Below are 24,552 nucleotides of genomic sequence, written 5' to 3' on the forward strand. Positions count from 1 at the left end.
TGGTGGAATTCTAGGTACACAGCACCGAAATCCAATGGCGATCTAAACAAGTGCAATCTTGTGACATTTGTTCAAATTGACATTGTTCGATGCGGAGGTTTGGCTGGTCGCGCCAAAGGGACGTTATCTGTTTCCGCGCATATGGCGCGGATTGCCCCATGCTTTTAAGTACCGGGTGGACTCCCCCGCACTTGCGGGGAAAATAGCATCAATCACGCAGATAACCCAAATCGGTCGTATTTTTGCTTGATATTTTCGATAATATCTCGAAATATTTTCGCCGGGAGGGGCTAATGATCGAATGGCGCGATAGTGAAAACCACGATCATTGCGGCAGCCTGTTTGCGGCATTTTCCGCTCTGGCGCGCGGCGAGGCACGGAGCTTTCCCGCGCTGCGCCCGCATCAGCGCGAACCCTGGCACAGCTTTACCGTACAGGTCGCCGCGCTGGCGCTGATCCGCGCCGGGCGGGACGACATGCCCGACGACGAGGCGGCGTGGCGTGACTTGCTGATCGCCTTGACCCCGGAATGGCCCGACGGCGAAGCATGGGACCTGGTCGTCGTCGACTGGTCGAAACCGGCGCTGCTGCAACCGCCGATCGTCGCGGCGACCGATCGGGCTGCGTACAAGAACCGGCTGATGACGCCCGACGCACTCGACATGCTGGTCACCGCGAAGAACCATGACGTGAAGCAGGAGCGCATGGTCGGTGCCAGCGAGCAGGACTGGCTGTTCGCGCTGGTGACGCTTCAGACGACGGAAGGGTTTCTGGGGGCCGGCAACTATGGCGTGTCCCGGATGAATGGCGGTTTCGCCAGCCGGATGAGCCTGGGCGTGCGGCCTATTGGCGGGGCGGGCTTCCGACGCGATGTGCGGCGGCTGGTCGAGGATGCCCGCGCCCGGCCCGACCGGCGCGGCGGCATCCCGCTGCTCTGGACCGTGCCGTGGGACGGCACCGTATCGCTCAGCTATGCCGATCTGGATGAACTCTATGTCGAAATCTGTCGGCGGGTCCGGTTGCAGCGTTCGAATACGGGCACGGTTCAGGCGATGGCGGCGGGTTCGAAATGCGCGCGGGTCGCGGCGGCCGATCTGAAGGGCATCACGGGCGACCCCTGGGCCCCGGTAAAGGCCGATCGCTCGTCCAGCCATACGCCGACGGGTGCGGGCTTCGGCTATCGCCAGATGGCCACCTTGCTCGACCAGGCGAAGATCACCCGCCCGCTCCTTGCCGAGCCGCATGACGGCGACGACCGCCAAGGCCTGTCGATCGTCGCGGCGGCACTGGTGCGCGGACAGGGCAAGACCGAAGGGCTGCACCGGCGCAGCGTGCCCGTCAGCCGCTGGGAGACGATCAGCGCCTATGAGGACGCCCCGCTCGACCGGATCGGCGCGGTGGCGACCAAGCGTGCCGGGGACGCGGGCGAGGCTGGCAGGCGGCTCGGTCGCGCGCTGATCTCGTTGGTGCAGGGCGGGCCGGAAAAGGCACGGCTCGACGATGATGCCGCCAAGAAAAAGACCGAACGCTGGCTCGAACAGTTTAATCGGGTGGTGGACGCGGAGTTTTTCGACGTGCCCTTCTGGGCCGAGGCGGCGGGCGATGACGGCAATCACCGGCTGCTCTGGCGGACTCGGCTACGTTCCATCGCCAGCGATGTGTTCGACACCGCCGCCGAAGCCGCCCCGCGCACCGAGGTCCGGCGCATCCGCGCCATCGCCCGCGCGCGCGCTTTTCTCGATGGTCAGATGGGGAAGTGGATGAAGGATGTGCAGCATGGCGAGTGAGGCCCCTTCCCCGGCAGTACCAGGCGCCCCGCCCAGGGACAAAGGCCCCATCGAGTCGATCGCCGGGCAGATTCCGTATCTGTCGAGCCGCGACCATGCGCTGTTGCGGCGCATGTATCTGACCGGGCGGCATGAGGCCGATGGGGTCGTCGCGGCGCTGCTCGTTCGGGCAAAGGTCAAGGTGCCGACGGACCCGCTGGGCTTCGCACCGTGGCGGCTGCTCGCCCATTGCGCGGCGCTGTTGTCCGGTACCGGCAAAGCCCATCCGCACGCCAATGGACCGCAGTTGGGCAGCCGACTGCATGAGATCGGCCTGTCGGAAAACCGGCTGATGCGCCTGGTGTCGGCACGCGGGAGCGGGCTGGAAGCGCAGGTCATCCGCGCGATGCGAATGCTGGCGCAACACGGCAAGGCGCCGGTCAACCTCCACACGCTGTTCGGGCTTATCGGCCACGACCCCGATCAAGCGGAGGCTGCGCGCATCCGTATCGCCAAAGACTATTATGCCGCCGAAGCGCGGTCCGAAGAGGGGACTTCGAGTGACGACTGATACGACCGAACCCACCACGCCGAAGTTCATCCAGATCCATTTCCTGGCCGCCTGGCCGGGCGCGCTGCTCAACCGCGACGATGCCGGGCTCGCCAAGCGTCTGCCCTTCGGCAACGCGACCCGGACGCGCATTTCCTCGCAATGCCTGAAGCGGCACTGGCGCGTGGCCGATGATCGCCACGCATTGCACAGCCTCGCCAAACAGGCCGGGGTCGAGGGGTTGCGCTCGAAGATCGCGATCGAGCGCGAGGTGACAGGCCCCCTGCGCGCCCGTTTCGACGAAAAGGCAGTGGACGCGGTCGAACTGGCCTTCCTGACGAAATTCTACGGCAAGAACGCCAAGGACAAGCAACAGCGCCAGGCGCTGCTGTTCGGCCGCCCCGAACTGGCCTGGATGCGCGAACAGGCTGAGCGCCTCCTGTCCGAGAACCCCGACGCCGCTGCCGCCAAGGCCGCCGCCGAAGCCTGGATCAAGGAGGAAAAGGCCAACCTCAACCAGCTGCGTGACCAGAATGTCCTCGCCGCCTCGCTGGAGGCCGCGCTGTTCGGGCGGATGGTGACGAGCGACACCCGCGCCAATCGCGATGCCGCGATCCATGTCGCCCATGCCTTTACCGTGCACGAAGAACAGGCCGAGCTCGACTATTTCACCGTCGTCGACGATCTGCGCGACCGCGAACAGGGCGACGATGCGGGCGCGGCGGGCGTGTTCGATACCGAACTGACCTCGGGCCTATATTATGGCTATGTCGTGGTCGACGTGCCGCTGCTGGTGTCCAACCTGACCGGCTGCGCGCGGGGCGACTGGACCGGCGATCATGACCGCGCGCTGGCGGCACAGGTCGTCGCGCATCTGATCCACCTGATCGCCGAGGTCTCGCCGGGCGCCAAGAAGGGCTCGACCGCGCCCTATAGCCGCGCCGAACTGGTGCTGGTCGAAGCGGGCGACCGCCAGCCACGTACGCTGGCCAATGCCTTCCGCGATGCCGTGACGCTGGTCGATCGCGGTTCGAACGAGCCTTTGGGGAGCCGCGCCGCCGAAAAGCTGCACGCCCATTTGCGCGAGATGGACGCTGTGTATGAAACCGGCGAGGCGCGCCGTCATGCCGCTCTGCCGCAGTTGAAGCTGAACGGCGTCGCGGACGGCAGCCTGCGCGAACTGGCGGACTGGGCGGGCGCGCTGGTCCGCGACGCGCGGATGCCCGCATGAGGCATGTGCTGCTGGACCTCGACGCGCCGCTGATGAGTTTCGGCGGCGACCTGGTCGATGCTTACGGCGTGGTGCGCGACTTTCCCGCCAAGTCGATGGTCGCCGGGCTGTTCGGCAACGCGCTGGGCTGGGAGCGCTTCGACGGCGCGGCGCATGCCGATCTGCAGGCGCGGCTGACGATCGGGTCGATGCGGATCGCCGAGGGGCACCGGCAGCGCGAGTTCCAGACCGCCAAGCTGGAGGCGGGCGATCGCGGCTGGACGACCCATGGCCGGGTTGAGGGGCGCGCGGGCGGCGCCGACACCTATAAGTCGCCACATATCCGCTACCGCGACATGGATGCCGATACCCGCGTGCTGGTCGCCTGTCGGCTGGCCCCTGCGGACAGCGGCCCCGATCTCGACAGGCTCGCCGCCGCGTTGACCCGGCCCGAGCGGCCGCTGTTCATCGGGCGCAAACCGTTCCTGCCCTCGCGCCCCCTGCTGCTCGGGACGATCGACGCCGATACCATCCCCGATGCCTTGATCGCAGGGCTTTCCCTGCTCCGCGAACCGCCGGTCCGTCAGGACAGTGCACGTGCGCAATGGCCGTTCGGCGAGCCGACCGGCGCCGCCATCGCCACCGCCTTGCGCGAAGACGAACTGACCGATGAGCGCCATTGGCCCGCAGGCGTGCATGCCGGGCTGCGCCGCGTCGTCCAGGGGCGGCTCGCCTGGCCGGAGGCAACCGCGTGACGCTGCACCTCGTTCGGATCGGCATCGACCCGCACGCCCTCGCCATCTTCGCCGCCGAGCGTCGGCTGAGCGACGATGATGCGGGCTATGCCCTCCATGCGGCGCTGGCGGCGCGGTTCGGGGAGGCCGCACCCCGGCCCTTCCGCTATTTGCCCGACCATGCGCGGAGGCCCCATCTGCTCGGCTATTCGAGCGACGTCGCCGGAATCGCGGACGCCGCCGCGCTGCCCCCCGCCGATGCCTTGGTGGCCGACCTCTTTGCCGCCCCCCAGGTTCAGGCGATGCCCGAAGCGTGGCGCGAAGGCGCCCGCTATGGCTTTGATGTGCGGGTGCGCCCCGTCGTCCGCTTCGGCAAGACCATCCGCGCCGCGCGCGCCGAACGCGCCGACGCCTGGCAGCGCAAGGCGGGCGAGATCGACGCCTATGTCCGCGCCTGCGAACGGGCGGTGTCGGAAGGGCGCGAAACCGGCTCGGTCGACCGCGAGGCGGTCTATATCGCTTGGCTCGCCCAGCGGCTGGACGGTGCGGCGACGCTCGATCACGCAACGCTCCACCAGTTTCGCCGGTCGCGCACACGGCGCAGCACGCACCAGACCAAAGGCGCGCGGACGCACGGAGTCGAGGGGCCCGATGCGATCATGACCGGCACGCTGACCGTCACCGACCCGGCGGGCTTTGCCGCGCGGCTGGCCAATGGGGTCGGGCGCCATGCGGCCTTCGGCTATGGCATGATATTGCTCTCGCCGCCGGGACGCGCCGGATAGATGCTGTCGGGGCGCCTCGGGCTGGAGCGGGCGCGCATCCCGCATGCCGACCGGCATGGCCTGGTCTGGGTCGAGCGCGGGCGGCTGGAGGTGGAGGATGGCTGCCTGCGCTTCGTGACCGCGGGCGGCGGGGCGATGGAGGCGGGGGATTACCAGATTCCCTATCATTCCATCTCGATCATCCTGCTGGGGCCGGGGTCCAGCGTCACCCATGACGCGCTGCGCCTGCTGGCCCGCCATGGCTGTGCACTGGCGGCGATCGGGGACGGGGCGGTGCGCTTCTATACCGCGCCGCCGCTGATGCCCGACAGCTCGGCACTGGCACGCGCGCAGGTCCGCCGCTGGTCCGACCCCAAGCAGCGCATGGAGACCGCCCGCGCCATGTATGCGATGCGTTTCGGCGAGATCGTGCGCACCCGCGACATCGCCGTGCTGCGCGGGCAGGAGGGCGCCCGCATCAAGCGCGCCTATGTCCTGGCCGCCGAACGCCATGGCATCGTCTGGAGCGGACGCCGCTATGACCGCGAAAACCCGGAGGCGGGCGACCTCGCCAACCAGGCGATCAACCATGCCGGATCGGCGATGACCGCCGCCGCCAGCGTCGCGGTCGCCGCCACCGGCGCGATCCCGCAACTGGGCTTCGTGCACGAGGATTCGGGCCAGAGCTTCGTCCTCGACATCGCCGACCTCTATCGCCACGACGTGCTGCTCGACATCGCGTTCGGCGCGGTGCGCGAGGCGCGGGCGCGCGGTGCCGCTCCGATCGAGCGGCTGGTCCGCAAACGCGCCGCCCTGCTCTTTCGCCAGCGCGCGGTGATCCCCGGCATGATTGACCGGATCAAGACGCTGCTGATGCCGGGCGGCGGCGACGGCCCCGGCGAGACTGCTGCCGGGAACGGGCCACCCACGCCGATCGACCCGCCATGCCGCTGACCGTGATCATCACCCGCGATGTCGAGGACCGCTATCGCGGCTTTCTGGGCTCGGCGATGCTGGAGTTGGCCCCCGGCGTCTATGCCCAGCCGCGGATGAGCGCCGGGGTGCGCGGCCGGATCTGGGCCGTCGTCGAGGAATGGCACGCCCGCCTGCGCCGCGGCAGCATCGTGATGTGCTGGGCCGAATCCGCCGCCGCCGGTGGCCTGGGCCTCCTGACCCTGGGCGAGCCGCCCAAGGACGTCATCGCCCATGAAGGCATCCTCCTGGTCCGCCGCGCCCTCCCCTCCCGCATCCCGTCCTGACGCGCGTTCCGAGTGGGCCGTCCAACAGCGGGTCTTTGACATTGTGAACGAAATCAGCGATCTGCCTGCCAGAGGCTCCCCCGCACCCGCGGGGATGGTCCCTTCAAGACCCTCGTGAAGGCCGCCCTCGACACGGCTCCCCCGCACCCGCGGGGATGGTCCCGATTGGGCGTCGCAGCCCTACACCGCCGAGACGGCTCCCCCGCACCCGCGGGGATGGTCCCGCCAAGGCCCTCTTCGGCCTGCCTGACGATACGGCTCCCCCGCACCCGCGGGGATGGTCCCCGTTATGGCGGGATCGACCAGATCGCCAACGTGGCTCCCCCGCACCCGCGGGGATGGTCCCTGTGCTGAAATGGGGTATCACGGCGGCAATCTGGCTCCCCCGCACCCGCGGGGATGGTCCCATGGACACGCCGCGCTTCAAGCGATCGCTCACGGCTCCCCCGCACCCGCGGGGATGGTCCGCGCAGATTGCGCTACAGGCATCGCGGCGAGAGGGCTCCCCCGCACCCGCGGGGATGGTCCCTTTTTCGACGTGACCGCCGGGTCCAATCGCATGGCTCCCCCGCACCCGCGGGGATGGTCCCGTGCGGAGGCGGCCGAAAAGGACGGCCAAGCGGGCTCCCCCGCACCCGCGGGGATGGTCCCAAGGTCCTTGTTTATCCATCACTCGCCCAATCGGCTCCCCCGCACCCGCGGGGATGGTCCGGCTAACTCCCGTATGCCGGGCACCCTGACATGGGCTCCCCCGCACCCGCGGGGATGGTCCCCGGCGTTCGAGCGGTCGGACAAGGCTTGGTACGGCTCCCCCGCACCCGCGGGGATGGTCCCAAGCGAGCAATCGTAGTACCATGTGTCGCAAGGGCTCCCCCGCACCCGCGGGGATGGTCCCCCCGGAAGAACAGCCCCAGCGGTGCACCCATGGGCTCCCCCGCACCCGCGGGGATGGTCCCCAATCGCTGGAGGTTCACTCAGTTCGGTGACGGGCTCCCCCGCACCCGCGGGGATGGTCCCACCGACGCGAAGATCATGCGGGAGGCGCGGATGGCTCCCCCGCACCCGCGGGGATGGTCCCGTGCCAATGGCCTATAAGGACGGCACTCCGCTGGCTCCCCCGCACCCGCGGGGATGGTCCCATGCCCGGCATTCCAGGCAAGGGCGGCGTAAAGGCTCCCCCGCACCCGCGGGGATGGTCCCACGGCGGGTGACAAGGCAACCGAAATCCTTGCGGCTCCCCCGCACCCGCGGGGATGGTCCCGGGCAGCCCGGTTTTCAAGTGTGGATACTAGCGGCTCCCCCGCACCCGCGGGGATGGTCCCCGCCATCATCGGGGTTGCTATTCTTTCGGTCAGGCTCCCCCGCACCCGCGGGGATGGTCCGAGCCCAATGTTGCCGCGAAACTTTTTCTTACCGGCTCCCCCGCACCCGCGGGGATGGTCCCTCTGTAGCGTTACCGGTGATGCTACCGGTGAGGGCTCCCCCGCACCCACGGGGATGGTCCCGTGCGCACCCTTCACAGTGTCGGGAAGAGTGGGGCTCCCCCGCACCCGCGGGGATGGTCCCGTCAATGTTGTCATTACTAACGAGGTAGACTGGGCTCCCCCGCACCCGCGGGGATGGTCCCCATGCGGTAGCACCGCGTCCAGCATTGGCCGCGGCTCCCCCGCACCCGCGGGGATGGTCCCGTCGGTGTGCTCATGACTTAACACACTGTATTGGCTCCCCCGCACCCGCGGGGATGGTCCCTGGTGCATCGGACGATCGACGGCAGCGCGTATGGCTCCCCCGCACCCGCGGGGATGGTCCCCACTGGTCGAAGACGACCGGCGTGTTGTTCGCGGCTCCCCCGCACCCGCGGGGATGGTCCCGTCTGGCTCGGCGCGACGGTGGTCAATCAGACGGCTCCCCCGCACCCGCGGGGATGGTCCCGACATGGAGGATTTCCACGTCGCCGAGTTCCGGGCTCCCCCGCACCCGCGGGGATGGTCCCCTTCCATCAGTGCCAGATCACCGTGCGCGGCCGGCTCCCCCGCACCCGCGGGGATGGTCCCCGAGGGCGCCGCTGATCGTCGTCTGGGCGATCGGCTCCCCCGCACCCGCGGGGATGGTCCATTGCCTTTCGCATCGCGACAAGGAGCTGTGAAAACTCCCTCACATGGGTGGGGACGATCTTTTCTCCTTTGCGACGCAGCAACTGCTATGCACTTCCCCAAGCCTGCGTCACGCCATCAACCGAGCGGGCCCCGGCTAAAAACGGCAGCCTGCCGGCTCCCCAACTAGGCATCCCCAAACAATCACCGCACCTGGCGCCCCATGCCCGGTCGCGCCCGCCCGGCCAGGCGCGTCCATATCCTCGACCGCGCCTCCGAACCCAAACCCGCCAGCACAGCCCGCTCCCGCGCCGACAGCGCGTATAGCCGCCAGCCGCGCTCCTTCATGCAGGCGTCGATGCTCGTCCCCGGATCGACCGCGCGCGCACCATTGTCGAGCAATGCCGCGCCGTCGGGGCGTTCGCCGCCGGTGGTCGGGCCCGTGGTGATACGGCGGCACAGGCGCCGTTCGGCCTCGACGTCCTCCACCTTCGCGCCCGGTCGGTTGTAGAAGACCGGCGGCACCGGGTCGGCGACCGTCGCCGGTCCCGGACCCGATACCGCAAGCAGGGCCCATGCGATCATGTCATCGGCCCCGCTCGCTCCATCAGAAAGCCAGCTTCAGCCCGGCGCGATAGGACTGGTTGCGGACATCGTCGCGCCCCACCGTCGAGTCCGCCGCCAGCGAGACGGTCGCCCGGCCGGACCGATAGGCGATACCGGCGCTGATCTCGCCCCAGTCGCGGTCTTGGCTGGCGGTCAGGAAGCGGGCCTGGGCGCGCGTGCCGCCAGCGAAACCGGCGTCGAAATAGCCCGGCCGCCCCTCGAAATCATGCACGAAATAGGCCGAGGCGAAGGGGCGGAAGCCCCCCTGGGTCGCATCGATCTGAAGCCCCGCCCGGCCCTGCACGCTCAGGAAGCGGTCGCGGCCATAGAGCAGCGCGGGACCGGTGCCCGTCTCGCCCGTGGGGGTGAAGTCGATCGTGCTGGTGCGGATCGCCACGCGCGGGCCGAAGCGCAGCGTCTGGCTGCCCTTCATATAGCTCGCCCCCACCTCGCTCGACAGCGCCAGCGCATTGTCGCGCGCGCGCAGGTCGAACGGCGTGCCGACGAAGCTGCCCTGCCGCCGGGTCGAGGACTGGTACACGCCCGCCCCGAACTGTGCGTCGAGCGCGGGCCCCAATGTGCCGCCGAGCCGTCCGTAGAGCGTGCCCTGGATCAGTTCGCCCTCGGCGGACTGGCCGAAACGCTGGTCGCCGTCGATGTCCGAATAGGACAGGCCGAAGCCCAGCGCCGCCGTGTCGGACACCCGCGCCTCAATGCCGCCCGCGATATAGAAGCCGTCGAACGGATCGCGGCCGCCGATGGTGCCGGGCATGGGCGCGCCCGATCCGTTGACATAGCCACCGGCCAGATAGGCCGAGACAGTGTCGGGCAGCATGTTTTCGCGGACCATGCTGGTCGGCGTATCGCTGACCGTCTGGGGACGGCCGGGCGCGGCGATCGCGTTGGCGGCGAACTCCAGCGGCTTGCCGATCATCGCGACCGTGCCGCCCGCAAAGCCGTCCGGCGTCATGCCGTTCAGGCGGTCGCGATAGAAGCGCGCGATATTGTCGGTCGCGGTGGTGCCGATCGCCCGGCGCGTCGTCTCCGCCCGTGGCGCGATCGCCTCCAGGCTTGCTCGGATCGTGCCGACATCCTGAAGGTCGAGCAGGTCATAGGTGCCGCGCAAATTGGCATAGGCCGACCGGTTGCTGTCGAGCAGCCGGGCATAGGCGGTCTGCACCGGCGTCCCCGCGACGACGCTGGCATAGGGCTTTGCCCCCACCGCCGCCGTCACCCGGCCCGCGGCATAGCTTAATTCGGGATAGAGGATCGCGCTGAACGCGGTGGTATTGCCGAAGCTGCCGGTGATGCCGTTCGACGCGGTCAGGATCGTGTAGCTGTCGCCATAGCGCGGCAAACGGTTGACCGGACGCAGGGTCAGCGTGCCGCCGCCCAGCACGATGCTGCGCGCGGTCAGCTGGTCCGAGGTGCCGCTGGCACCGATATCGGCGACGAACTGGCTGCCCGCGCCCAGCGTGGTGGTCCCCGCGACGTTGAGGGTCCCGATCGCGCCGGTGCTGCCAGGCGAGACGATGCCGCCCGACCCTGCCGTCAGCGATGCGACGCTGCCGTTGCCCGCAAGGATGCCGCCGGACATCGCGGTTACCGCCGATCGGGTCAGGCTGCCGTCGACGGTCAGCTGTCCCTGCTCGACCCGCGTCGGGCCGCTATAGCTGTTGGCGGCGGTCAGGATCAGCTCGCCGCCGCCGCGCTTGACGATGCCGCCGATATCATTGGGGAAACCCGCCAGCACTTCCGCCGAATAGCGGTCGCGCGCGTCGGTGATCGGGTTGCTCCAGATATCCGTGGTGCCCGACGCCACCGTCACCTCGCGCGTGTCGCGCAGGGCGGTCGGCCCGCGCAGCGCCACCGCCATCTGCGGCGCCCCCCAGCCGGAGCGCAGGTCGACGCCCGGCGTGTCGAGGTCCTTGGAACTGGACACCAATATGTCCGAGATCAGCCCGGTATTATATTCGGGGAAATACTCCATCAGCAGCGCCGCGAAGCCCGAAATATTGGGCGCCGCCATCGAGGTGCCGGTCAGCGCGGCATAGCCGGGCCCGGTGAAGGTGATGTAGCGCTGAAGCTCGGCGGTGATGATGGCATTGGCCTGGGTCAGCACCGAGGAGGTGAAGTCGCGCCCGACCAATGCGACATTGCCGGGGATGGTCAGGATCTGGGCCAGGCGGCTGGTATAGCCGTCCGGATCGGGCGTCATGAAGCGCGCGCCATAGGCCAGCGAGATGCCGACCGCCTGCTGTGCGACCTTGGTTCGCTCGGCATCCTCGTCGAAGAAGCGCCCCGACGCCTTGGCCGCATCGCGCCGGTTGAGATAGTCGTTCAGCACGCCCAGCCAGCTGTTGACCGCCGCATTCTGCAACTGGGCCAGCGTCGTCGCGGCATAGATGCCCGGATACATGGCGCGGGTATATTTGGCGCGGATCGCGGCCCCGTCGATGGTATAGGTCTGTGCCGAGGACACGACCGAGCTGCCGGGCCCCGATACGCACCAGGTCGCGGTCTGTCCGCACAGGCTGGTGCTGGCCGCCGCCGTGCCGTTCGCCAGATAGTTGGTGACCGACAGCCAGTTGGAGCGCAGCCGCAGGTCGTTCAGCGGGGTCACCGCATCGATGCTGGCATGGACGCCCGATCCGTTGCCCGCGGAAAACACGACCAGCACGTCGTTCTTCAGGACCGGATCGTAAAAGCCGTTCAGCGTCTGCTGGAACGCGCTGCGCGCCTGGGCCGGGGTCAGGGTATAGGGCTGGGTCGATGTCGAACCCCAGCTGTTGTTGATGATCCGCACCCGCCCGGTATTGGCGAGATCGGGGATATTCTCCTGCGCGGTGGCGACCATCACGTCGTCGAGCACCTGATCGCGCCACCACAGGAAATCGCCCGCCGCGAAGTTGGTCGTCGCCGACAGGATGTTCGCGCCAAAGGCGTTGCCGAACATCACCCCGTTCGCGATCCGGTTGCCCGCCGCCGTGCCCGCGACATGGGTGCCATGGATTTCCCAGGGCCGCCGGGGATTGACCATCCCGTCATTGCCATAGGTCGAGGGGATCGGGGTGCGCAGGCCGGAAATCTTGCCCGACCCGGCGAACAGCGGATGGCTCATCACCACGCCCGCATCGTTGATCCCGATCGTCTGTCCCTTGCCCGACAGGCCCAGGACATAGGCATATTCCAGCCCCAGATTGCCCTTGGTGTAGTCAACCGAGAATTGCTTGTCCTGCCGCCAGGATGCCAGCGCCGCGTCATAGTCGGTCGTCCGCTGGCCATTGGCCATGACATAGCCGCCGGTCGGTGCGGGCGGGACATATTGGCTTTGCGCCATGGCAGGCACCGCCTGCGTCGAAATTCCGAATGCGATCGCTAACAGCGATGCGCGACGAAGATTGCCCCCCATGATGAGCTAGCCCCTTGATATTTATCCGTTATCGGAGCAGTTTTCATGGGGGCAGATCGATGTCAACGATTTCATATAGTTGACAAAATCTTAGAGATCATGACGCGAAGCATGACCCCGATGCTGTAACGATCATGCCAACACAATGCGCAACGGACGTGACGCTACGGAAAGTATAGGCGAACGGCTAATAGGAGAGGTGGCGGACAACGCGTCGCCTTAACCTCGCGCAACAACGGACCCTGACGCCACCACTTGGCTCGGCAAGACCCTATGGTCGATTTATCTTGGTTAAGACATCGCAACGCGTCGCTAAAGCGGTGAATACGTGTCCATTACGGTCGACCATGCGGTGCCGAATCGCTCCGAGTCGTTAAATTTAACCGGTGCCCGCTCTTGCGCCGATGGAGCGCCATAACTGCCGAGAGCGATATCATCCTGGCGATCAGCGGGGGACCTCGGCCCGCTCCGCGCCCGAGACGGTCAGGCGGCGGGCGCCGAGTGCGATCGGCAGCGTCGCGAACCCCATCACCCCGATCACGCCGGGCACGCTCAGCCCCAGGGCCAGCAGCAGCGTCACGACCACGACCATCGCCACCGTGACGAGGGCGTTGACGATGTTGTTCGCCGCGATCACCCGCGACCGCTCCGCCGGGTCGGTCCGGACCTGCAGGATCGCATAAAGCGGCACGATGAAGATGCCGCCCGACAGGGCCAGCCCGGTCAGCGCGACCAGGATATGCGCGCTTCCCGCACTCGCCCAGAACGCCGCGATATCGGCTTGGGGCACCGCGCCGTCATAGCGACCCGTCGCGATCCACAGATCGATCAGGAACACCGCCATGCCGAGCGCCGCGAACGGCACATAGCGCGCCGACACCTCGCCGCCGAGCAGCCGGTTGACGACCAGCGACCCCGCCGCGACCGAGATGGAGAAGACCAGCAGGAACAATGTCACGACGCCCGGCCCGGCATGCAGCGTCCCGCTGACCAAAGGTGCGAACTCGGAAAGCAGGATCGCGCCCACCGCGAAGAACCAGCTGATCCCCACAACCGCCAGCCACACGCCCCGCCCCGAGCGCGCGACCGCCAATATCTCCCACGTCCCCTTCCAGATATTGCGGTCGATCCGCAGATCCGGTGCCGCCGCCGGAGCCGAAGGGATGGCGAGGCTGGCCAGCAGGCCTAGTGTCGCCACCCCGATCGCCGCCAGCCCCGCCTGCCACGCCTGGATCACCCCGCCCAGCAATTGCCCGGTCAGGATCGCGAGGAACGTCCCCGCCTCGATCAGGCCGGTGCCGCCCATCAGCTCATGGCGGCCCAGAAGCTGGGGCAGGATCGAATATTTGACCGGCCCGAAAAGCGTCGAATGCACCCCCATCAGGAACAGACAGGTCAACAGCACCGGCACCGACTGGAACCAGAAACCGACCAGCGCCAGCGTCATGATCCCGACCTCGGCCCCCTTGATCGCGCGGATCAGCCATGCCTTGTCCCACTTGTCCGCGACCTGGCCCGCCAGCGCCGACAGCAGGAAATAGGGCAGGATGAACAAGCCGGTGGCGATCGTCGCAAGCTGCTCGGCCTTGGCGGGTGCGGCGGCGTAGAGGGTGAAGTTGGCGAGGAAGAGCATCGCGAACTTCAGCAGATTGTCGTTGAACGCCCCCAGGAACTGGACGACGAACAGGGGCGCGAACCGGCGCTTGGCCAAGAGCGACAGATCAGGTGCGGACATGGTGACGATTCCCCTTCGTCACGCGCGATAGCGGCGGAAATTCAACGAGCAAGCTCGTCGGGCAGATAGCGGCTGTAGAGCCAGCCGATCCCGATCAGGCTGAACCCCAGCGCCGCGAAGGATGCGATGCGCGCCAGTCCGTCGAGCCCGGCGGCGTCGAACAGGAAGACCTTCACCACCGCGACCAGCATCAGCGCCAGGCTGGCGACGCGACAGTCCCGCTTCCGCCGGACGATGCCGAGGCCCAGGAACAGTCCCGCAAGCGCCAGCGCGAGGAGCGAGCGCAGGATCTTCTCCCCCTGCCCCGTACCGTCCCACAGCGGCATCGGGCGGTGGCTCAGCTGGCGCAGCAGGGTGAAGCTGGCGACGATGCTCAGCGCCATCAGCGCGCCGTCACGGGCACGGACCATGTCCGGCAAGGCGCGGGGCATGGCCCACAGAAGCGCCCCCATCACCGCATAACCGATCGCCAGCCACGGCCCCGACTGTTGCAGCACGATCAGCGGATTGAGCACGATGCCGGTAAACCAGACGCCATGCGCGAGCGCCGCCGCACCCAGCCCGATCGCGGCATCGCGTCGCCCGAAACGCCAGGCGGCCCCCGCGCCAAGTGCCAGCATCGCTTCCCACATGGTGCGCTCCATCGGTGCCCGCATGACGAAGGCGGCGGCCGTGTCGATGCCGATGGCGTGTTTCAGCGCGACATGCGCCGCCAACATCATCAGCCCCAGGCCCAAGATACCACCGATCCGCCGTGCTTGCCGGTCCAGCGGCAGCCACCACGCGGCGGCACCGATGGCCAGGCCCGGCAGCGCAAGGCGCGACAGGGCGTCGGCCAGGTCGGGCCAGCGGTCGAGCGGCACGAACGTCCCCGCCATCGCCTCAACCGACGCGGCGATCCAGCTCCACACCGGCATCAGGGCCCAGCCGATCACCAGCGCCGCCGCAGCCGCGCTCGCCGGGCGCAACGCGCCCCGCCGGGTAGCGGCCAACCCACCGAGCAGCGCCACCGCCAACCAGGGCAAGGCCACGCCCGGCAGCAACTGCGCCACGGCACCATAGCCGATCACCACCGCCACCGGCTGCACGAGCCAGGCGCGCCGCCGATCCGAGCGCCAGGCGATCAGGATCGCTGCCAACGCGGGCAATATCCAGTGGCTCGCATGGCCGGACATGGGTTCGCCGAACAGCCGCTGGATACCTTCGTCGATGCCCAGCAACGCCAGCATCGGCAGGCCGAACGCCATGCCTATCCGCTCGATGCGCCGATCCTCCGCCGTATCGCCCAGCAGAACCAGCGCGGCACCGACCACCGCTGCGACCGACGCCCAGGCAGCCAGTGGCAGCGCCTGTGCGCCTGCCAGTGCGGTGAGCAGCCCGGCACTGTTGGCGAGGACCGCGAACCGCGCATCCTCGCCCCGCTCGGCCACGCGCCAGCCCCAGGCCGCGACACCCGCTGCCAGCACCGCTCCGACCAGCGTGGCCATGCCCGATCCATGACCATGGATCGCTGGCAACACCCCGATGGCCGCTGCCGCCGCCGCCACGATCGGTGCATCGATACGGCGGACATCGCTGCGCCAGACGCGCCAGGCCGCGGGCGCGGCATGGATGGCGACCACCCCGCACAACAGCAGCGTCAGTCCCAATATGCTCGGGTTCGGCCAGGCACAGCCCAGCAGGAGCGCGACACCCAAGGCCGCCACCGGCATATCGGCGAACAGCGTCTCACGTCGCGACAGCCAGAGGACCGCAACCGAGATCAATCCGAACAGCGCCCATTGCAGCGCGCCGAACCCGCCCAATGCGACCAGCGCCGCCATCTGCGCACAGCCCATCAGCCCGGCACCGGCACGCAGCAGCGTGGCACGATCGCCGACCAGCAGCATCGGCAAGCCGATCGCCAGCACCAGCGCATAAAGCCCCAGCGACAGCGACGCGGCGAAGCCCAGCGCGCCACTTACGATCAGCAGCGTGCCCCAACCGAACCCGCCCAGCAAAGCCGTCGCCCCCAGCCATGCCCAGCCCTGTCGCCGCCCGAGCATGCACAGCCCACCGACGGTCAGCGCCAGATACAGGGTCAACAGCGAAACATCGGGCTCCCCTGCCCCCAGCAAGGCGGGCGCGGCCAGTCCACCGAGCAGGCCCAGCAGCGCACTCGGCGCGCCGAAGCGCAGCGACAGTCCACCCGCCAGGATCGTGACCCCGGTCATGACGGCAAAGGCGGTGCCGGAGCCGATCAGGCCATAGAGATTGGCGGCCGCCAGCGTGACCGCATAAAGCGTTGCGATCCCCGCGCCCGCCAAGGCCTGCCGCACGCGCGGGTCGCGCACCGCCTCGTCGCGCCGCAACGCCAGTTCCGCCCCCGCGATCAGCGCACTGCCGAACAGCCAGCCCATCACCACCCGGACCAGCGGCGACAACAGCCCCGCCTCGATCGAATAGCGGACGATCAGCACGCCCGCGACCGCCAGCGTCAATCCGCCCGCCCAGATCGGCAGGCGGCGGCCGAAAATCTCTTCGAAGCCGAAGCCACGGACCGGCGCGGCCGGTTCGAATTCCACCTCTTCCACCACAGACTCTTCCACCACAAACGGGGGGCTGGCTGGAAACGGGATGGGCGGCGACCAGTCGACGGTTGGCGGCGGCGGCGGCGCGGCCGGAACCGGGGCGGGCGCAAACGGACGATCCGCGATATCGCTATCCGGTTCAAAGACCGGCGCGAACGATGCGCCTGCCTCCAACACGGCGATCCGCGCGCGCAGCCGCCGCACCTCTTGCCACAGCATCGCCAGCAGCACGGCCAAGACGATCGTCATCAGCATCATTGGGTTCCCTCCCACGATTCGGACGCGACCATATCACGAAATGAACACCGCTCAATAATGAAATTGGACAGCGTTCAATTATGGCGCTAGAGCCTTGTCATGGGCCGACGATCCGATCATAGCCGCGCCGAACTGGAGGAATTGATCCTGTCGACCGGCACCGCCCTGGTCGCCGAGACGGGGCTCGCCTGTTTCTCCGCGCGCGAGGTTGCGCGGCGGATCGGCTATTCGATCGGGACCATCCACAATGTCTTCGGCAGCGCGGACCGGTTGATTGCCGCGATCAACACGCGCAGCTTCGCCGCCTGGGCCCAGTATCTCGGCGCGCGTCTGGCCCAGGCGGGCGATGGCGACCGGATCGCTGCACTGGTCGAGGGCTATTTCGGCTTCGCGCGCGATCACACCCATTTGTGGACCGCCATCTACGACCACCGCCTGCCCGCCGATATGGGCCTGAGCGAAGCGGACGAGGCCGGGCGCGGGTTGCTGACCCGGATCGTGGTGGAGGAGATCGCCAACGCCCTGCACCGTCCGGTCGATGAGGCGGTGATCGCCCTGTCCCGCTCGTTGATCGCGACCGTCCACGGCCACTGCGCCTTCGCGATCAGCGGCGCCTGGGCCCTGATGGGCGAAGCCGCACCCGAGGCCGCCGCGCTCGCCCGTGTCCGCGAGGCGCTGGCGGCGGCGCGTTAGCGACCGGAGGAGCCACTAAACCGCCCTGCGCACCGCCGCTAATGCCTCGTCACGGCGGCGCGTCAGTTCCTCGACCGACCGCTGTGCCAGATCGAACCGCAGTTCGTGCATCGTCATGCCCGAGCGATACCCCTCCGGCCAGACAGCGGTCTGTTCGAACCCGCACCGCAGGAAAAAGGGCGCGACCTGAGGCGAGGTGTCGACGGTGACATAGCGGGTGACCGGCCGGGCATGGACCGCGACATGCCGCAGCCGCTCGAACAGCAGCAACCGTCCCAGCCCGCTGCCATGATAGCGCCGCGCGGCCATGCCCCAGAACAGCAGCGCCTTGTTGTAATGCTCCCAGATCTCATAGCCGCCGAACGCCGCCGCCTGTCCGTCGATCGCGACGACGAAGGCCGGGCCATCGGGCTCGTCGAGCGTCTCGACCAGCCATTCGCGGTCCCCTGCCCCGAAATAATCGGGCAGATTGCTGTCGAAGATCGCCAGCACCGCGTCGCGATCGGCGTCGTCATAGGGGCGGACGGTGATGTCGGTCATACCCATAAAGCCACCGTGTCGATCGCCCCGTCCTGTTCGCGGGTCCAGCAATGCGAGACGCCTTCGCACGCCGCCGTCGCCTCGCAATCATCGATCAGTCGCGTGTCGATCGCCGGGGGCGCGATCCGGCGCGGTTCGCCGATCAGCTTGGCATGCGCTTCCTTGATCGTCCATCGGCGCAGCCATTGCCGGGGCGGGTCGGCGGCGGCCCGCACCGCCCGCGCCTCTGCTTCCGTCAGCATGTCCCAGAGCGGCGGGACATCATCGATCACCTCATGATCCACCGCGATGGGGCGGTCCGCCGCCGCGATCAGGCATTGGCCGTCCCGCCCGGCGAAACTGATGAACCAGCCGGGCGGCGCGGCGACCTGGGGTGCGCCTGCAATACTCCGCGCCAATTGCACCGCCGCGCCCGACAGCCGTCCGACAAGGGCATTCGCCAACGGCGCGCGCTGCCCCCGCCCCGGATCGCGGGTGCGCCAGACCAGGGGCGACTGCCCGTCCCAGTCCAGCCGGTCGAGCGGCCCGTCATGCCAGACCGGGGTCATTCCCCGGTCACGATCCGCGCCGGGCTGCCCTCCCAATTGGTGCCGTCGGGCAGCGTCTCGCCCTTCATCACCACCGACAGATCGCCCAGCTGCGCATCCGCGCCGATTTCGGCATCGTAGAGCACGATCGCCAGCGAGCCGATGGTCGCGCGGTCGCCGACCTTGATCGCGCCGACCTTCATCACCCGATCCTCGAACAGATGCGTCTGGAGCCCGGCATAGTCGTTCAGCGCGACATCGTCGCCGATCGTCACCAAATCATGCTCGGTCAGATCGGTCGTGTCGATATAGCAGCGCTTGCCGACCTTGGCCCCCATCAGGCGCAGATACAGCCCGATCCACGGCGTCCCGCGCAACGGCTCCAGGAAATTGGCGACCGCGAGATTCTCATAGGTCGCGGTCACCAGTTCGGTCCGCCAGACGAAGGTGCTCCACAGCGGCGCGGTCCGCGCCTTGTAGCGGCCGACCACCAGCCATTTCAGCGCAAGGACGAACACGCCGCACGCCAGGCAGAACGCCATGTACAGGAACGGGAAGGTCGTGATGATGACCAGCCCGCCCCGCTCCAGATCGTCGAGATCGCCGACCACCGACAACAGCGCGCTGAAGAACACCAGGAAGGCGGTCAGCGACAGGGTGGTGCGGATCGCCTCGATCGACAGGCGGGTCGCGATCAGCCCGCGCGATGGGTTGAAGCGTGCGCCCTCGTCGAACATCGTCGCGACCTGCCGCACGGGCAGCTTGATCGCGGGCGAGCCGAACCAGGTGCTGCCCGGCTCGGTCGCGAGCGCGGGGTCTTCCGGCGGCTTGGAGAGGACGCCGATCAGCACTTCGTCGCCGATCTGCGCCCCGCTGGGCAACAGCGCGGAATTGCCGATGAAGCTGCGACGGCCAATCTTCGTATGCGCCAGCTCGATCGTGCCATGCCCGATTCTGGCCGCCCCGAAGATGACCGAGTCGGCGATGAAGCTTTCCGGCCCGATCTCGACCAGGTCGGGGACGATGGCGCTGGCGGTCGAAATCTCCGCCCGCCGCCCGACCTTCACGCCCAGCGCGCGATACCAGGGAATGACATAGAGGGTCGCGAAGATCGGGTGCAGCAGGCGCAGCGCCAGGTCGTTGATCTGCTTGACCAACCAGTAACGGACATAGAACCAGCTGCCGAGCGCATAGGTGCCCGGCGCCACCCGCCCCAGGATCAGCCGCTTGGCGAGCACCGTCAGCACGCACATCATCACGACATAGGTGACGGCGAGCAACGGCGAGACAAGCATGTAGCTATAGCCGGTCGTCGCCCAGTCCATCTCGATCAGCGCGATCAGGCCCGGCGCGATCGGCAGGATGGCGATGATCGGCAGCAACAGCGCACCGATCAGCAGGCCCAGCGCCGGGCCGAACGCGCCCTGCTTGCCCTGCACCATGCCAGGCTGCACCCGGCGGTCGAAGGTGGCGGGCGATCCGGTCCAGCGCTCGCCCGCCGGAATGGCGACCCCGGCCTGAAGCGCGGACATGTCGTCCAGGATCGCATCCTCGCCCAACGACGCATTGCGCCCAACCACCGCCTGCGACCCGACAAAGGACCGCGCGCCGAGCGTGACCGTCCCCAGCCGCAGCAGGCCGCGCTCGACCGAGCTAGTCGCCATCACCGCCATGTCGCTGACGATCGCATCATCGCCGCAGGTGAACAGGTCGGCGGTATCGATGACACCGGTGCCCAGATAGGCGCGCTTGCCGATCTTCGCGCCCAGCATCCGGTAATAGCCCCGGATCATCGGCGTCCCCGCGATATAGGGGGTCGCGGTCACAGCGATGATCCGCCGTACCAGCCACCAGCGGAAATAATAACTGCCCCAGAGCGGATAATCGCCCGCCTTGGACCGCCCGACGATCAGCCATTTCGCGGCGATCGAAAACAGCATCGAGGCAATGGGGACGATGGTAAAGAACAGGGCGCTGAGGATCAGTGCGTCGATGCGCGGCATCCGCCCGGCCAGATGGGTATAGGCGACATAGGGCGAGAACCATTGCAGCCCTGCCAGCGTATAGATCGGGATCAGCGCGATCGTCTGCGCCGCGACACAGGCCCATCGCTTCCAGGCGGGGACGCGGTGGAAACTCGCCTCGGTCTCGACCGCGACGGGGGCGTTGCCGCCGATACGCAGCGCCAGCGCACGGATGGTCGGCGCGGCGTACAGGTCTTCGAGCGACAGCCCCTCCAGCCCCGGCACCTTGCGCGCCGCCGATACGAGGCGCGCAGCCTTCAGCGAATGGCCGCCCAGATCCTCGAACAGATCGTCCAGCACCGATACCGGCTGCGGCGCGAAGGCCTCGGCCCAGATGGCATGGAGTTTTTCCTCCATCGGCGTGGCGGGCGGCTCGACCGTGCGGCCGGTGTCGATGGTGACCTCGGGCTTCACCAGCGCCTTGCGGTCGACCTTGCCCGAGGCGGGCAGCGTCGGCAGCGCCGCCAGCTGCTGATAGGCGGCGGGGCGCATGTAATTGGGCAGGCGTTCGGTGACGCGCGCCTTGATGTCGGCGATGTCGATCGTCTCGCCGGACCGCGCGACCAGGAAGGCGGCGAGGAATTCCGAACCATCGGCATCGGTGAACAGATGCACGACGACCTGCGCGACGCCCGGCGCCTCGCCGATCACCGCCTCGATCTCGGCCAGTTCGACACGGAAGCCGCGGATCTTCACCTGCGTATCGATGCGCCCGACGAAATCGATATCGCCCGCCGGGTCCAGCCGGACGAGATCGCCCGAGCGATAGATGCGCTCCGGCTTGCCCGACACGGTGTCGAACGGGGTCATGGTGAACTTCTCGGCGGTCAGGTCGGGACGGTTGACGTAACCGACACCGACGCCGGGGCCGCCGATGACCAGTTCGCCCTCCTGCCCCGCCTCGACCGGTTGCAACTGCTCGTCGACGATCCAGGCGGTATAGCCGGGAAGCGGCTTGCCGATGGTGATACGCTGGCCGGGATGCACCTCGGTCCAGGTCGCCGTCACCGAGGTTTCGGTCGGGCCATAGGTGTTGAGCAGCCGCAGGCCCGGTCGCGCCAGACGACGCGGCAGATCGGCCGGGCAGGCCTCGCCCCCCATGTTGATGAGGCGCAAGCTCGGCACCGGATGCTCGACCAGCGCGATCAGCGAGGGGACGACGTGCCAGATCGTCGCCTTTTCCGCCGCCAGGGTGATCGCGACATCGGGGCCGCTCGACGCCAGGGCGTCGGTCGCGACCAACAGTTTCGCGCCGACGAAAAAGGCGCTCCACATCGTCTCGACCGACATGTCGAAGGCCAGGCTGAACCCGCCGAACACGATGTCGCTCGGCTCCAGCGCCAGGATCGCGCTTTCGGAGCGGACCAGGTGGCAGGCATTGGCATGGGTGATCATCACCCCCTTGGGCCGCCCGGTCGTGCCCGAGGTATAGATGATATAGGCCAGGTCCTGCGGGTCCGATCCCGTCAGATCGCGGCCGAGCGGTTCGGCCGGTTCGGCGGCCAGGTCGCCCAGTTCGGCATCCAGGCACAGGGTCTTGCCCGGTATCTCGCCCGCCCGCGCGGAGGTGGTGATGGTCAGCGCCGCACCGCTATCCTCGATGATGTAGGCGATGCGATCCTGCGGATAGCCCCAGTCGACCGGCACATAGGCCGCGCCCGACCGCAGCACGCCCAGGATCGCCATATACTGGTCCAGCCCGCGCGGCAGGCACAGGACGACACGGTCGCCCTTGCCCACCCCCAAGGCGCGCAGCCGGTGCGCCAGCGACAGGCTGCGCCGGGCGAGCATGTCATAGGTCCAGGCCTTGGGTCGGCTATATTCCTCGTCCGCGCCGATCAGCTGGGCCGCCACCGCCGTCCCATGGTCGCGCACGGTCGCGTCGAACAGCTCGTGCAGCAACTCGTCACGGGCATAGGGCCGCCCCGGCCGCAGCGCGGGTGCGGGCGCGATCGAGGCGTGGATGCTCGGCGCGACGGGATCGGCGTCACGGGGCGGCATCGTATCTGCTGGCATCGAGAGGCTTTCTTGCGGAACGACAGGACAAAGGGATCAGCTTCGGCGGATAAGCGCCCGCGATAGTCGCCGATCCTCCAAGGAATAGTAAAGCCAGATACCATCCTGCGCCACCACAACCGAGGCGGCAAAGGCAATATCGGTCGCCCCGCGATCATCGGCGGGCGGCGGTAGGATCAGCGGCTCGATGCCGCGCGCGACGACGCGGGTATAATGCTCGTCGAACGCGACCCAGCCGATCCGCCAGCGCGCGTCACGGGTCGCGCCGTTATAGAACATCACCGGGCACGTCTTGTCATCGGTCAGCAGCGGGCCGGTCGACAGGTGCCAGTCGTCCCAACTATCCTCGCGCGGCATGAAGGGCGTGGGCTGCTCGGTCCATGGCCCGGCGACATCCTCACCGATCGCCAGACCGATCCGCGACGCATCGTCGGCGGCATATTCGTAGAACAGCCGCCAGCGCCCGTCCGCCGTCCGGTCGACCGTCGCCTCCTTGGTATTGCCCTCCGACTTGGAAGAGGCGAGCGCCACGCCGCTCTTCTCCAGCCGGTCCAGCGACGGCCCGGTGGCGTAGGAAAGTTCGCCATGGGCATGATCGGCGAGCACGCCCGAATAATAGACGATATAGCCTTGGTCGGTGCGTACGACCGTCGGGTCCTCGACCCCGCCCGCGTCATGATCGCCCGGCCCCGGCGCGATGGAGGGCGCGTCTAGCATGGTGAAATGCCGCCCGTCCTCGCTCCATCCCGACCAGATGACGCCGGTATCGGTCAGCGTCTCGCCCGGCCGCACCACCGCGCGGACCATCATTCCCCAGCGGCCATCGGCCTCACGCCAGACATAGGGGCTCATCAGGTCGCGGGCCATCAGCGCGGGCGGCCCGTCGAGCGTGACATCCTCGATCCGCTTGACGTTGAAATCCAGGTCCAGCGGCGCGTCGGCCACCCGGTCCTTGCGGTGCGGGTCGGCGACCGGGCTGTTCGCGTCGGGGGCCATCATGCGCCGAGCGCCTGCATCAGCGACAGACCGCCATCGATGACGATCCGCGCGCCGGTGATGTACCGCGCCTTGTCGGAGGCGAGGAAGACGGCAAGGTCCGCCACCTCCGAGGCGTTGCCCGCCCGGCCGATCGGGATATTCTTCTCCAGGCTGGCGCGATAGGCGGGATCGGCCTGCGCCTTGGCATTCATCGGGGTCAGGATCATGCCCGGCTCGATCGCATTCACGCGTATGCCGCGCGGGGCCTCCTCGATAGCGAGCGTCTCGACCAGGTTGGTCAGCCCGCCTTTGGCCGCGCAATAATCCGCGCCGCCCGCGCGCACCGCATAGGCATGGATCGACGAGATTTGCAGGATGGTCGCGTCGCCCTTCGCCGCGCCGCGCCCGGCCAAGAACCGGCGCGAGGTCAGGAAGGCGCCGGTCAGGTCGGTGTCGATCAGCCGCTGCCACTGGGCCAGCGTCATGTCGCGCACGCTCACGCCCGACATGTTCAGCCCGGCCGAATTGACCAACACGTCCGCCGGACCCCATTGCTCCTCGACGGTGGCGAAAGCCTGGTCGACCGAGGCTTCGTCATCGACCGCAACCTGCACCGTGATCGCCTCGCCGCCTGCCTTGCGCACCGCGTCGGCCGTGACATCGGCGTCGTCCTGCCTGCTGTGAAACAGGACCGCGACCCTGGCCCCGGTCGCACCGAACGCCTCGGCACAAGCCGCGCCGATCCCCGACTCCGCCCCCGTCACGATCACCGTCTGCGCTGCCACCGGCTTCCTCCTTTCATGGATGAAAGCCCGTA

The 24,552-nt window shown here is 68.2% G+C and carries 17 protein-coding genes and 1 CRISPR repeat array; of the genes, 8 read left to right on the top strand and 9 right to left on the bottom strand.

Translation table 11 applies throughout. The features are described from left to right. Positions 1-293: 293 nt before the first annotated feature. From casA to cas2e, 7 genes are read left to right on the top strand one after another with little or no spacing between them, the layout of a single operon-like run. Positions 294-1,787: a type I-E CRISPR-associated protein Cse1/CasA gene (gene casA / locus U1H82_RS05635; RefSeq protein ID WP_322963950.1), complete on the top strand. Its 1,494-nt coding sequence runs from the start codon at positions 294-296 to the stop codon at positions 1,785-1,787. Next, a complete protein-coding gene (gene casB / locus U1H82_RS05640; RefSeq protein WP_322963951.1) occupies positions 1,777-2,337 on the top strand; it encodes a type I-E CRISPR-associated protein Cse2/CasB in 561 nt (186 codons plus the stop codon). Before casA ends, casB begins: the two co-directional genes overlap by 11 nt. Continuing rightward, the gene (gene cas7e, locus U1H82_RS05645; protein ID WP_322963952.1) at positions 2,327-3,547 is read left to right on the top strand and encodes a type I-E CRISPR-associated protein Cas7/Cse4/CasC; all 1,221 of its coding nucleotides are present in this window, start codon (positions 2,327-2,329) and stop codon (positions 3,545-3,547) included. The genes casB and cas7e overlap by 11 nt, the downstream gene beginning before the upstream one ends. Then, positions 3,544-4,281, top strand: coding sequence for a type I-E CRISPR-associated protein Cas5/CasD (gene cas5e / locus U1H82_RS05650; RefSeq protein WP_322963953.1), 738 nt, complete (start codon positions 3,544-3,546; stop codon positions 4,279-4,281). Before cas7e ends, cas5e begins: the two co-directional genes overlap by 4 nt. Continuing rightward, positions 4,278-5,045, top strand: coding sequence for a type I-E CRISPR-associated protein Cas6/Cse3/CasE (locus tag U1H82_RS05655; protein WP_322963954.1), 768 nt, complete (start codon positions 4,278-4,280; stop codon positions 5,043-5,045). The genes cas5e and U1H82_RS05655 overlap by 4 nt, the downstream gene beginning before the upstream one ends. Further along, on the top strand, positions 5,046-5,978 hold the full coding sequence (cas1e, locus tag U1H82_RS05660) for a type I-E CRISPR-associated endonuclease Cas1e (protein ID WP_322963955.1): 933 nt from the start codon (positions 5,046-5,048) through the stop codon (positions 5,976-5,978). It begins immediately after the preceding gene. Then, positions 5,969-6,283, top strand: a complete 315-nt coding sequence (gene cas2e, locus U1H82_RS05665; protein WP_322963956.1) for a type I-E CRISPR-associated endoribonuclease Cas2e — start codon at positions 5,969-5,971, stop codon at positions 6,281-6,283. The genes cas1e and cas2e overlap by 10 nt, the downstream gene beginning before the upstream one ends. 73 nt (positions 6,284-6,356) lie before the next feature. Beyond that, positions 6,357-8,398: direct repeats of the CRISPR family, unit length 29 nt; unit sequence GGCTCCCCCGCACCCGCGGGGATGGTCCC. 182 nt (positions 8,399-8,580) lie between these two features. On the opposite strand, the gene U1H82_RS05670 is transcribed toward cas2e, so the two are convergent. From U1H82_RS05670 to U1H82_RS05685, 4 genes are all read right to left on the bottom strand, one after another. Continuing rightward, positions 8,581-8,961: a hypothetical protein gene (locus tag U1H82_RS05670; RefSeq protein ID WP_322963957.1), complete on the bottom strand. Its 381-nt coding sequence runs from the start codon at positions 8,959-8,961 to the stop codon at positions 8,581-8,583. A 22-nt stretch (positions 8,962-8,983) separates the two neighbouring features. Continuing rightward, the gene (locus U1H82_RS05675; protein WP_322963958.1) at positions 8,984-12,394 is read right to left on the bottom strand and encodes a S8 family serine peptidase; all 3,411 of its coding nucleotides are present in this window, start codon (positions 12,392-12,394) and stop codon (positions 8,984-8,986) included. 445 nt (positions 12,395-12,839) lie between these two features. Next, on the bottom strand, positions 12,840-14,129 hold the full coding sequence (locus tag U1H82_RS05680) for an MFS transporter (protein ID WP_322963959.1): 1,290 nt from the start codon (positions 14,127-14,129) through the stop codon (positions 12,840-12,842). 41 nt (positions 14,130-14,170) lie between these two features. Next, entirely contained in the window at positions 14,171-16,957 is a 2,787-nt protein-coding gene (locus tag U1H82_RS05685) for a DUF2339 domain-containing protein (protein ID WP_322963960.1), read from the bottom strand. Positions 16,958-17,056: 99 nt separating this feature from the next. Between U1H82_RS05685 and U1H82_RS05690 the strand changes: the two genes are divergently transcribed. After that, positions 17,057-17,650, top strand: coding sequence for a TetR/AcrR family transcriptional regulator (locus U1H82_RS05690; RefSeq protein ID WP_322963961.1), 594 nt, complete (start codon positions 17,057-17,059; stop codon positions 17,648-17,650). A 15-nt stretch (positions 17,651-17,665) separates the two neighbouring features. On the opposite strand, the gene U1H82_RS05695 is transcribed toward U1H82_RS05690, so the two are convergent. Genes U1H82_RS05695 through U1H82_RS05715 form a run of 5 tightly spaced genes read right to left on the bottom strand, consistent with a single transcriptional unit; the run spans position 17,666 to position 24,520 of the window. After that, positions 17,666-18,190 (bottom strand): GNAT family N-acetyltransferase, encoded by a 525-nt coding sequence (locus U1H82_RS05695; RefSeq protein WP_322963962.1) that lies wholly within the window; start codon positions 18,188-18,190, stop codon positions 17,666-17,668. Beyond that, entirely contained in the window at positions 18,187-18,738 is a 552-nt protein-coding gene (locus tag U1H82_RS05700; RefSeq protein WP_322963963.1) for a 4'-phosphopantetheinyl transferase superfamily protein, read from the bottom strand. The genes U1H82_RS05695 and U1H82_RS05700 overlap by 4 nt, the downstream gene beginning before the upstream one ends. Beyond that, positions 18,735-22,757 carry a Pls/PosA family non-ribosomal peptide synthetase gene (locus tag U1H82_RS05705; protein ID WP_322963964.1) on the bottom strand — a complete coding sequence of 1,341 codons (4,023 nt, stop codon included), beginning with the start codon at positions 22,755-22,757 and terminating at the stop codon, positions 18,735-18,737. Before U1H82_RS05705 ends, U1H82_RS05700 begins: the two co-directional genes overlap by 4 nt. A gap of 36 nt (positions 22,758-22,793) precedes the next feature. Further along, positions 22,794-23,756 carry a glycoside hydrolase family protein gene (locus U1H82_RS05710; RefSeq protein ID WP_375339500.1) on the bottom strand — a complete coding sequence of 321 codons (963 nt, stop codon included), beginning with the start codon at positions 23,754-23,756 and terminating at the stop codon, positions 22,794-22,796. Beyond that, entirely contained in the window at positions 23,753-24,520 is a 768-nt protein-coding gene (locus U1H82_RS05715) for an SDR family NAD(P)-dependent oxidoreductase (RefSeq protein ID WP_322963965.1), read from the bottom strand. Before U1H82_RS05715 ends, U1H82_RS05710 begins: the two co-directional genes overlap by 4 nt. Positions 24,521-24,552: the final 32 nt, after the last annotated feature.

Origin of the sequence: Sphingomonas fuzhouensis (genome assembly GCF_034659795.1) — a bacterium.
In the GTDB taxonomy this organism is placed as follows: domain Bacteria; phylum Pseudomonadota; class Alphaproteobacteria; order Sphingomonadales; family Sphingomonadaceae; genus Sphingomonas; species Sphingomonas fuzhouensis.

Excerpts from the sequence above, each read along its gene's own strand:
- U1H82_RS05700 (WP_322963963.1), bottom strand. The coding sequence starts at position 18,738 with ATGACCCCGGTCTGGCATGACGGGCCGCTCGACCGGCTGGACTGGGAC.
- cas5e (WP_322963953.1), top strand. The coding sequence starts at position 3,544 with ATGAGGCATGTGCTGCTGGACCTCGACGCGCCGCTGATGAGTTTCGGC.
- U1H82_RS05705 (WP_322963964.1), bottom strand. The coding sequence starts at position 22,757 with ATGCCAGCAGATACGATGCCGCCCCGTGACGCCGATCCCGTCGCGCCG.
- cas1e (WP_322963955.1), top strand. The coding sequence starts at position 5,046 with ATGCTGTCGGGGCGCCTCGGGCTGGAGCGGGCGCGCATCCCGCATGCC.
- U1H82_RS05710 (WP_375339500.1), bottom strand. The coding sequence starts at position 23,756 with ATGATGGCCCCCGACGCGAACAGCCCGGTCGCCGACCCGCACCGCAAG.
- U1H82_RS05695 (WP_322963962.1), bottom strand. The coding sequence starts at position 18,190 with ATGACCGACATCACCGTCCGCCCCTATGACGACGCCGATCGCGACGCG.
- U1H82_RS05675 (WP_322963958.1), bottom strand. The coding sequence starts at position 12,394 with ATGGGGGGCAATCTTCGTCGCGCATCGCTGTTAGCGATCGCATTCGGA.
- U1H82_RS05690 (WP_322963961.1), top strand. The coding sequence starts at position 17,057 with ATGGGCCGACGATCCGATCATAGCCGCGCCGAACTGGAGGAATTGATC.
- casA (WP_322963950.1), top strand. The coding sequence starts at position 294 with ATGATCGAATGGCGCGATAGTGAAAACCACGATCATTGCGGCAGCCTG.
- U1H82_RS05680 (WP_322963959.1), bottom strand. The coding sequence starts at position 14,129 with ATGTCCGCACCTGATCTGTCGCTCTTGGCCAAGCGCCGGTTCGCGCCC.
- U1H82_RS05685 (WP_322963960.1), bottom strand. The coding sequence starts at position 16,957 with ATGATGCTGATGACGATCGTCTTGGCCGTGCTGCTGGCGATGCTGTGG.
- U1H82_RS05670 (WP_322963957.1), bottom strand. The coding sequence starts at position 8,961 with ATGATCGCATGGGCCCTGCTTGCGGTATCGGGTCCGGGACCGGCGACG.
- cas2e (WP_322963956.1), top strand. The coding sequence starts at position 5,969 with ATGCCGCTGACCGTGATCATCACCCGCGATGTCGAGGACCGCTATCGC.
- casB (WP_322963951.1), top strand. The coding sequence starts at position 1,777 with ATGGCGAGTGAGGCCCCTTCCCCGGCAGTACCAGGCGCCCCGCCCAGG.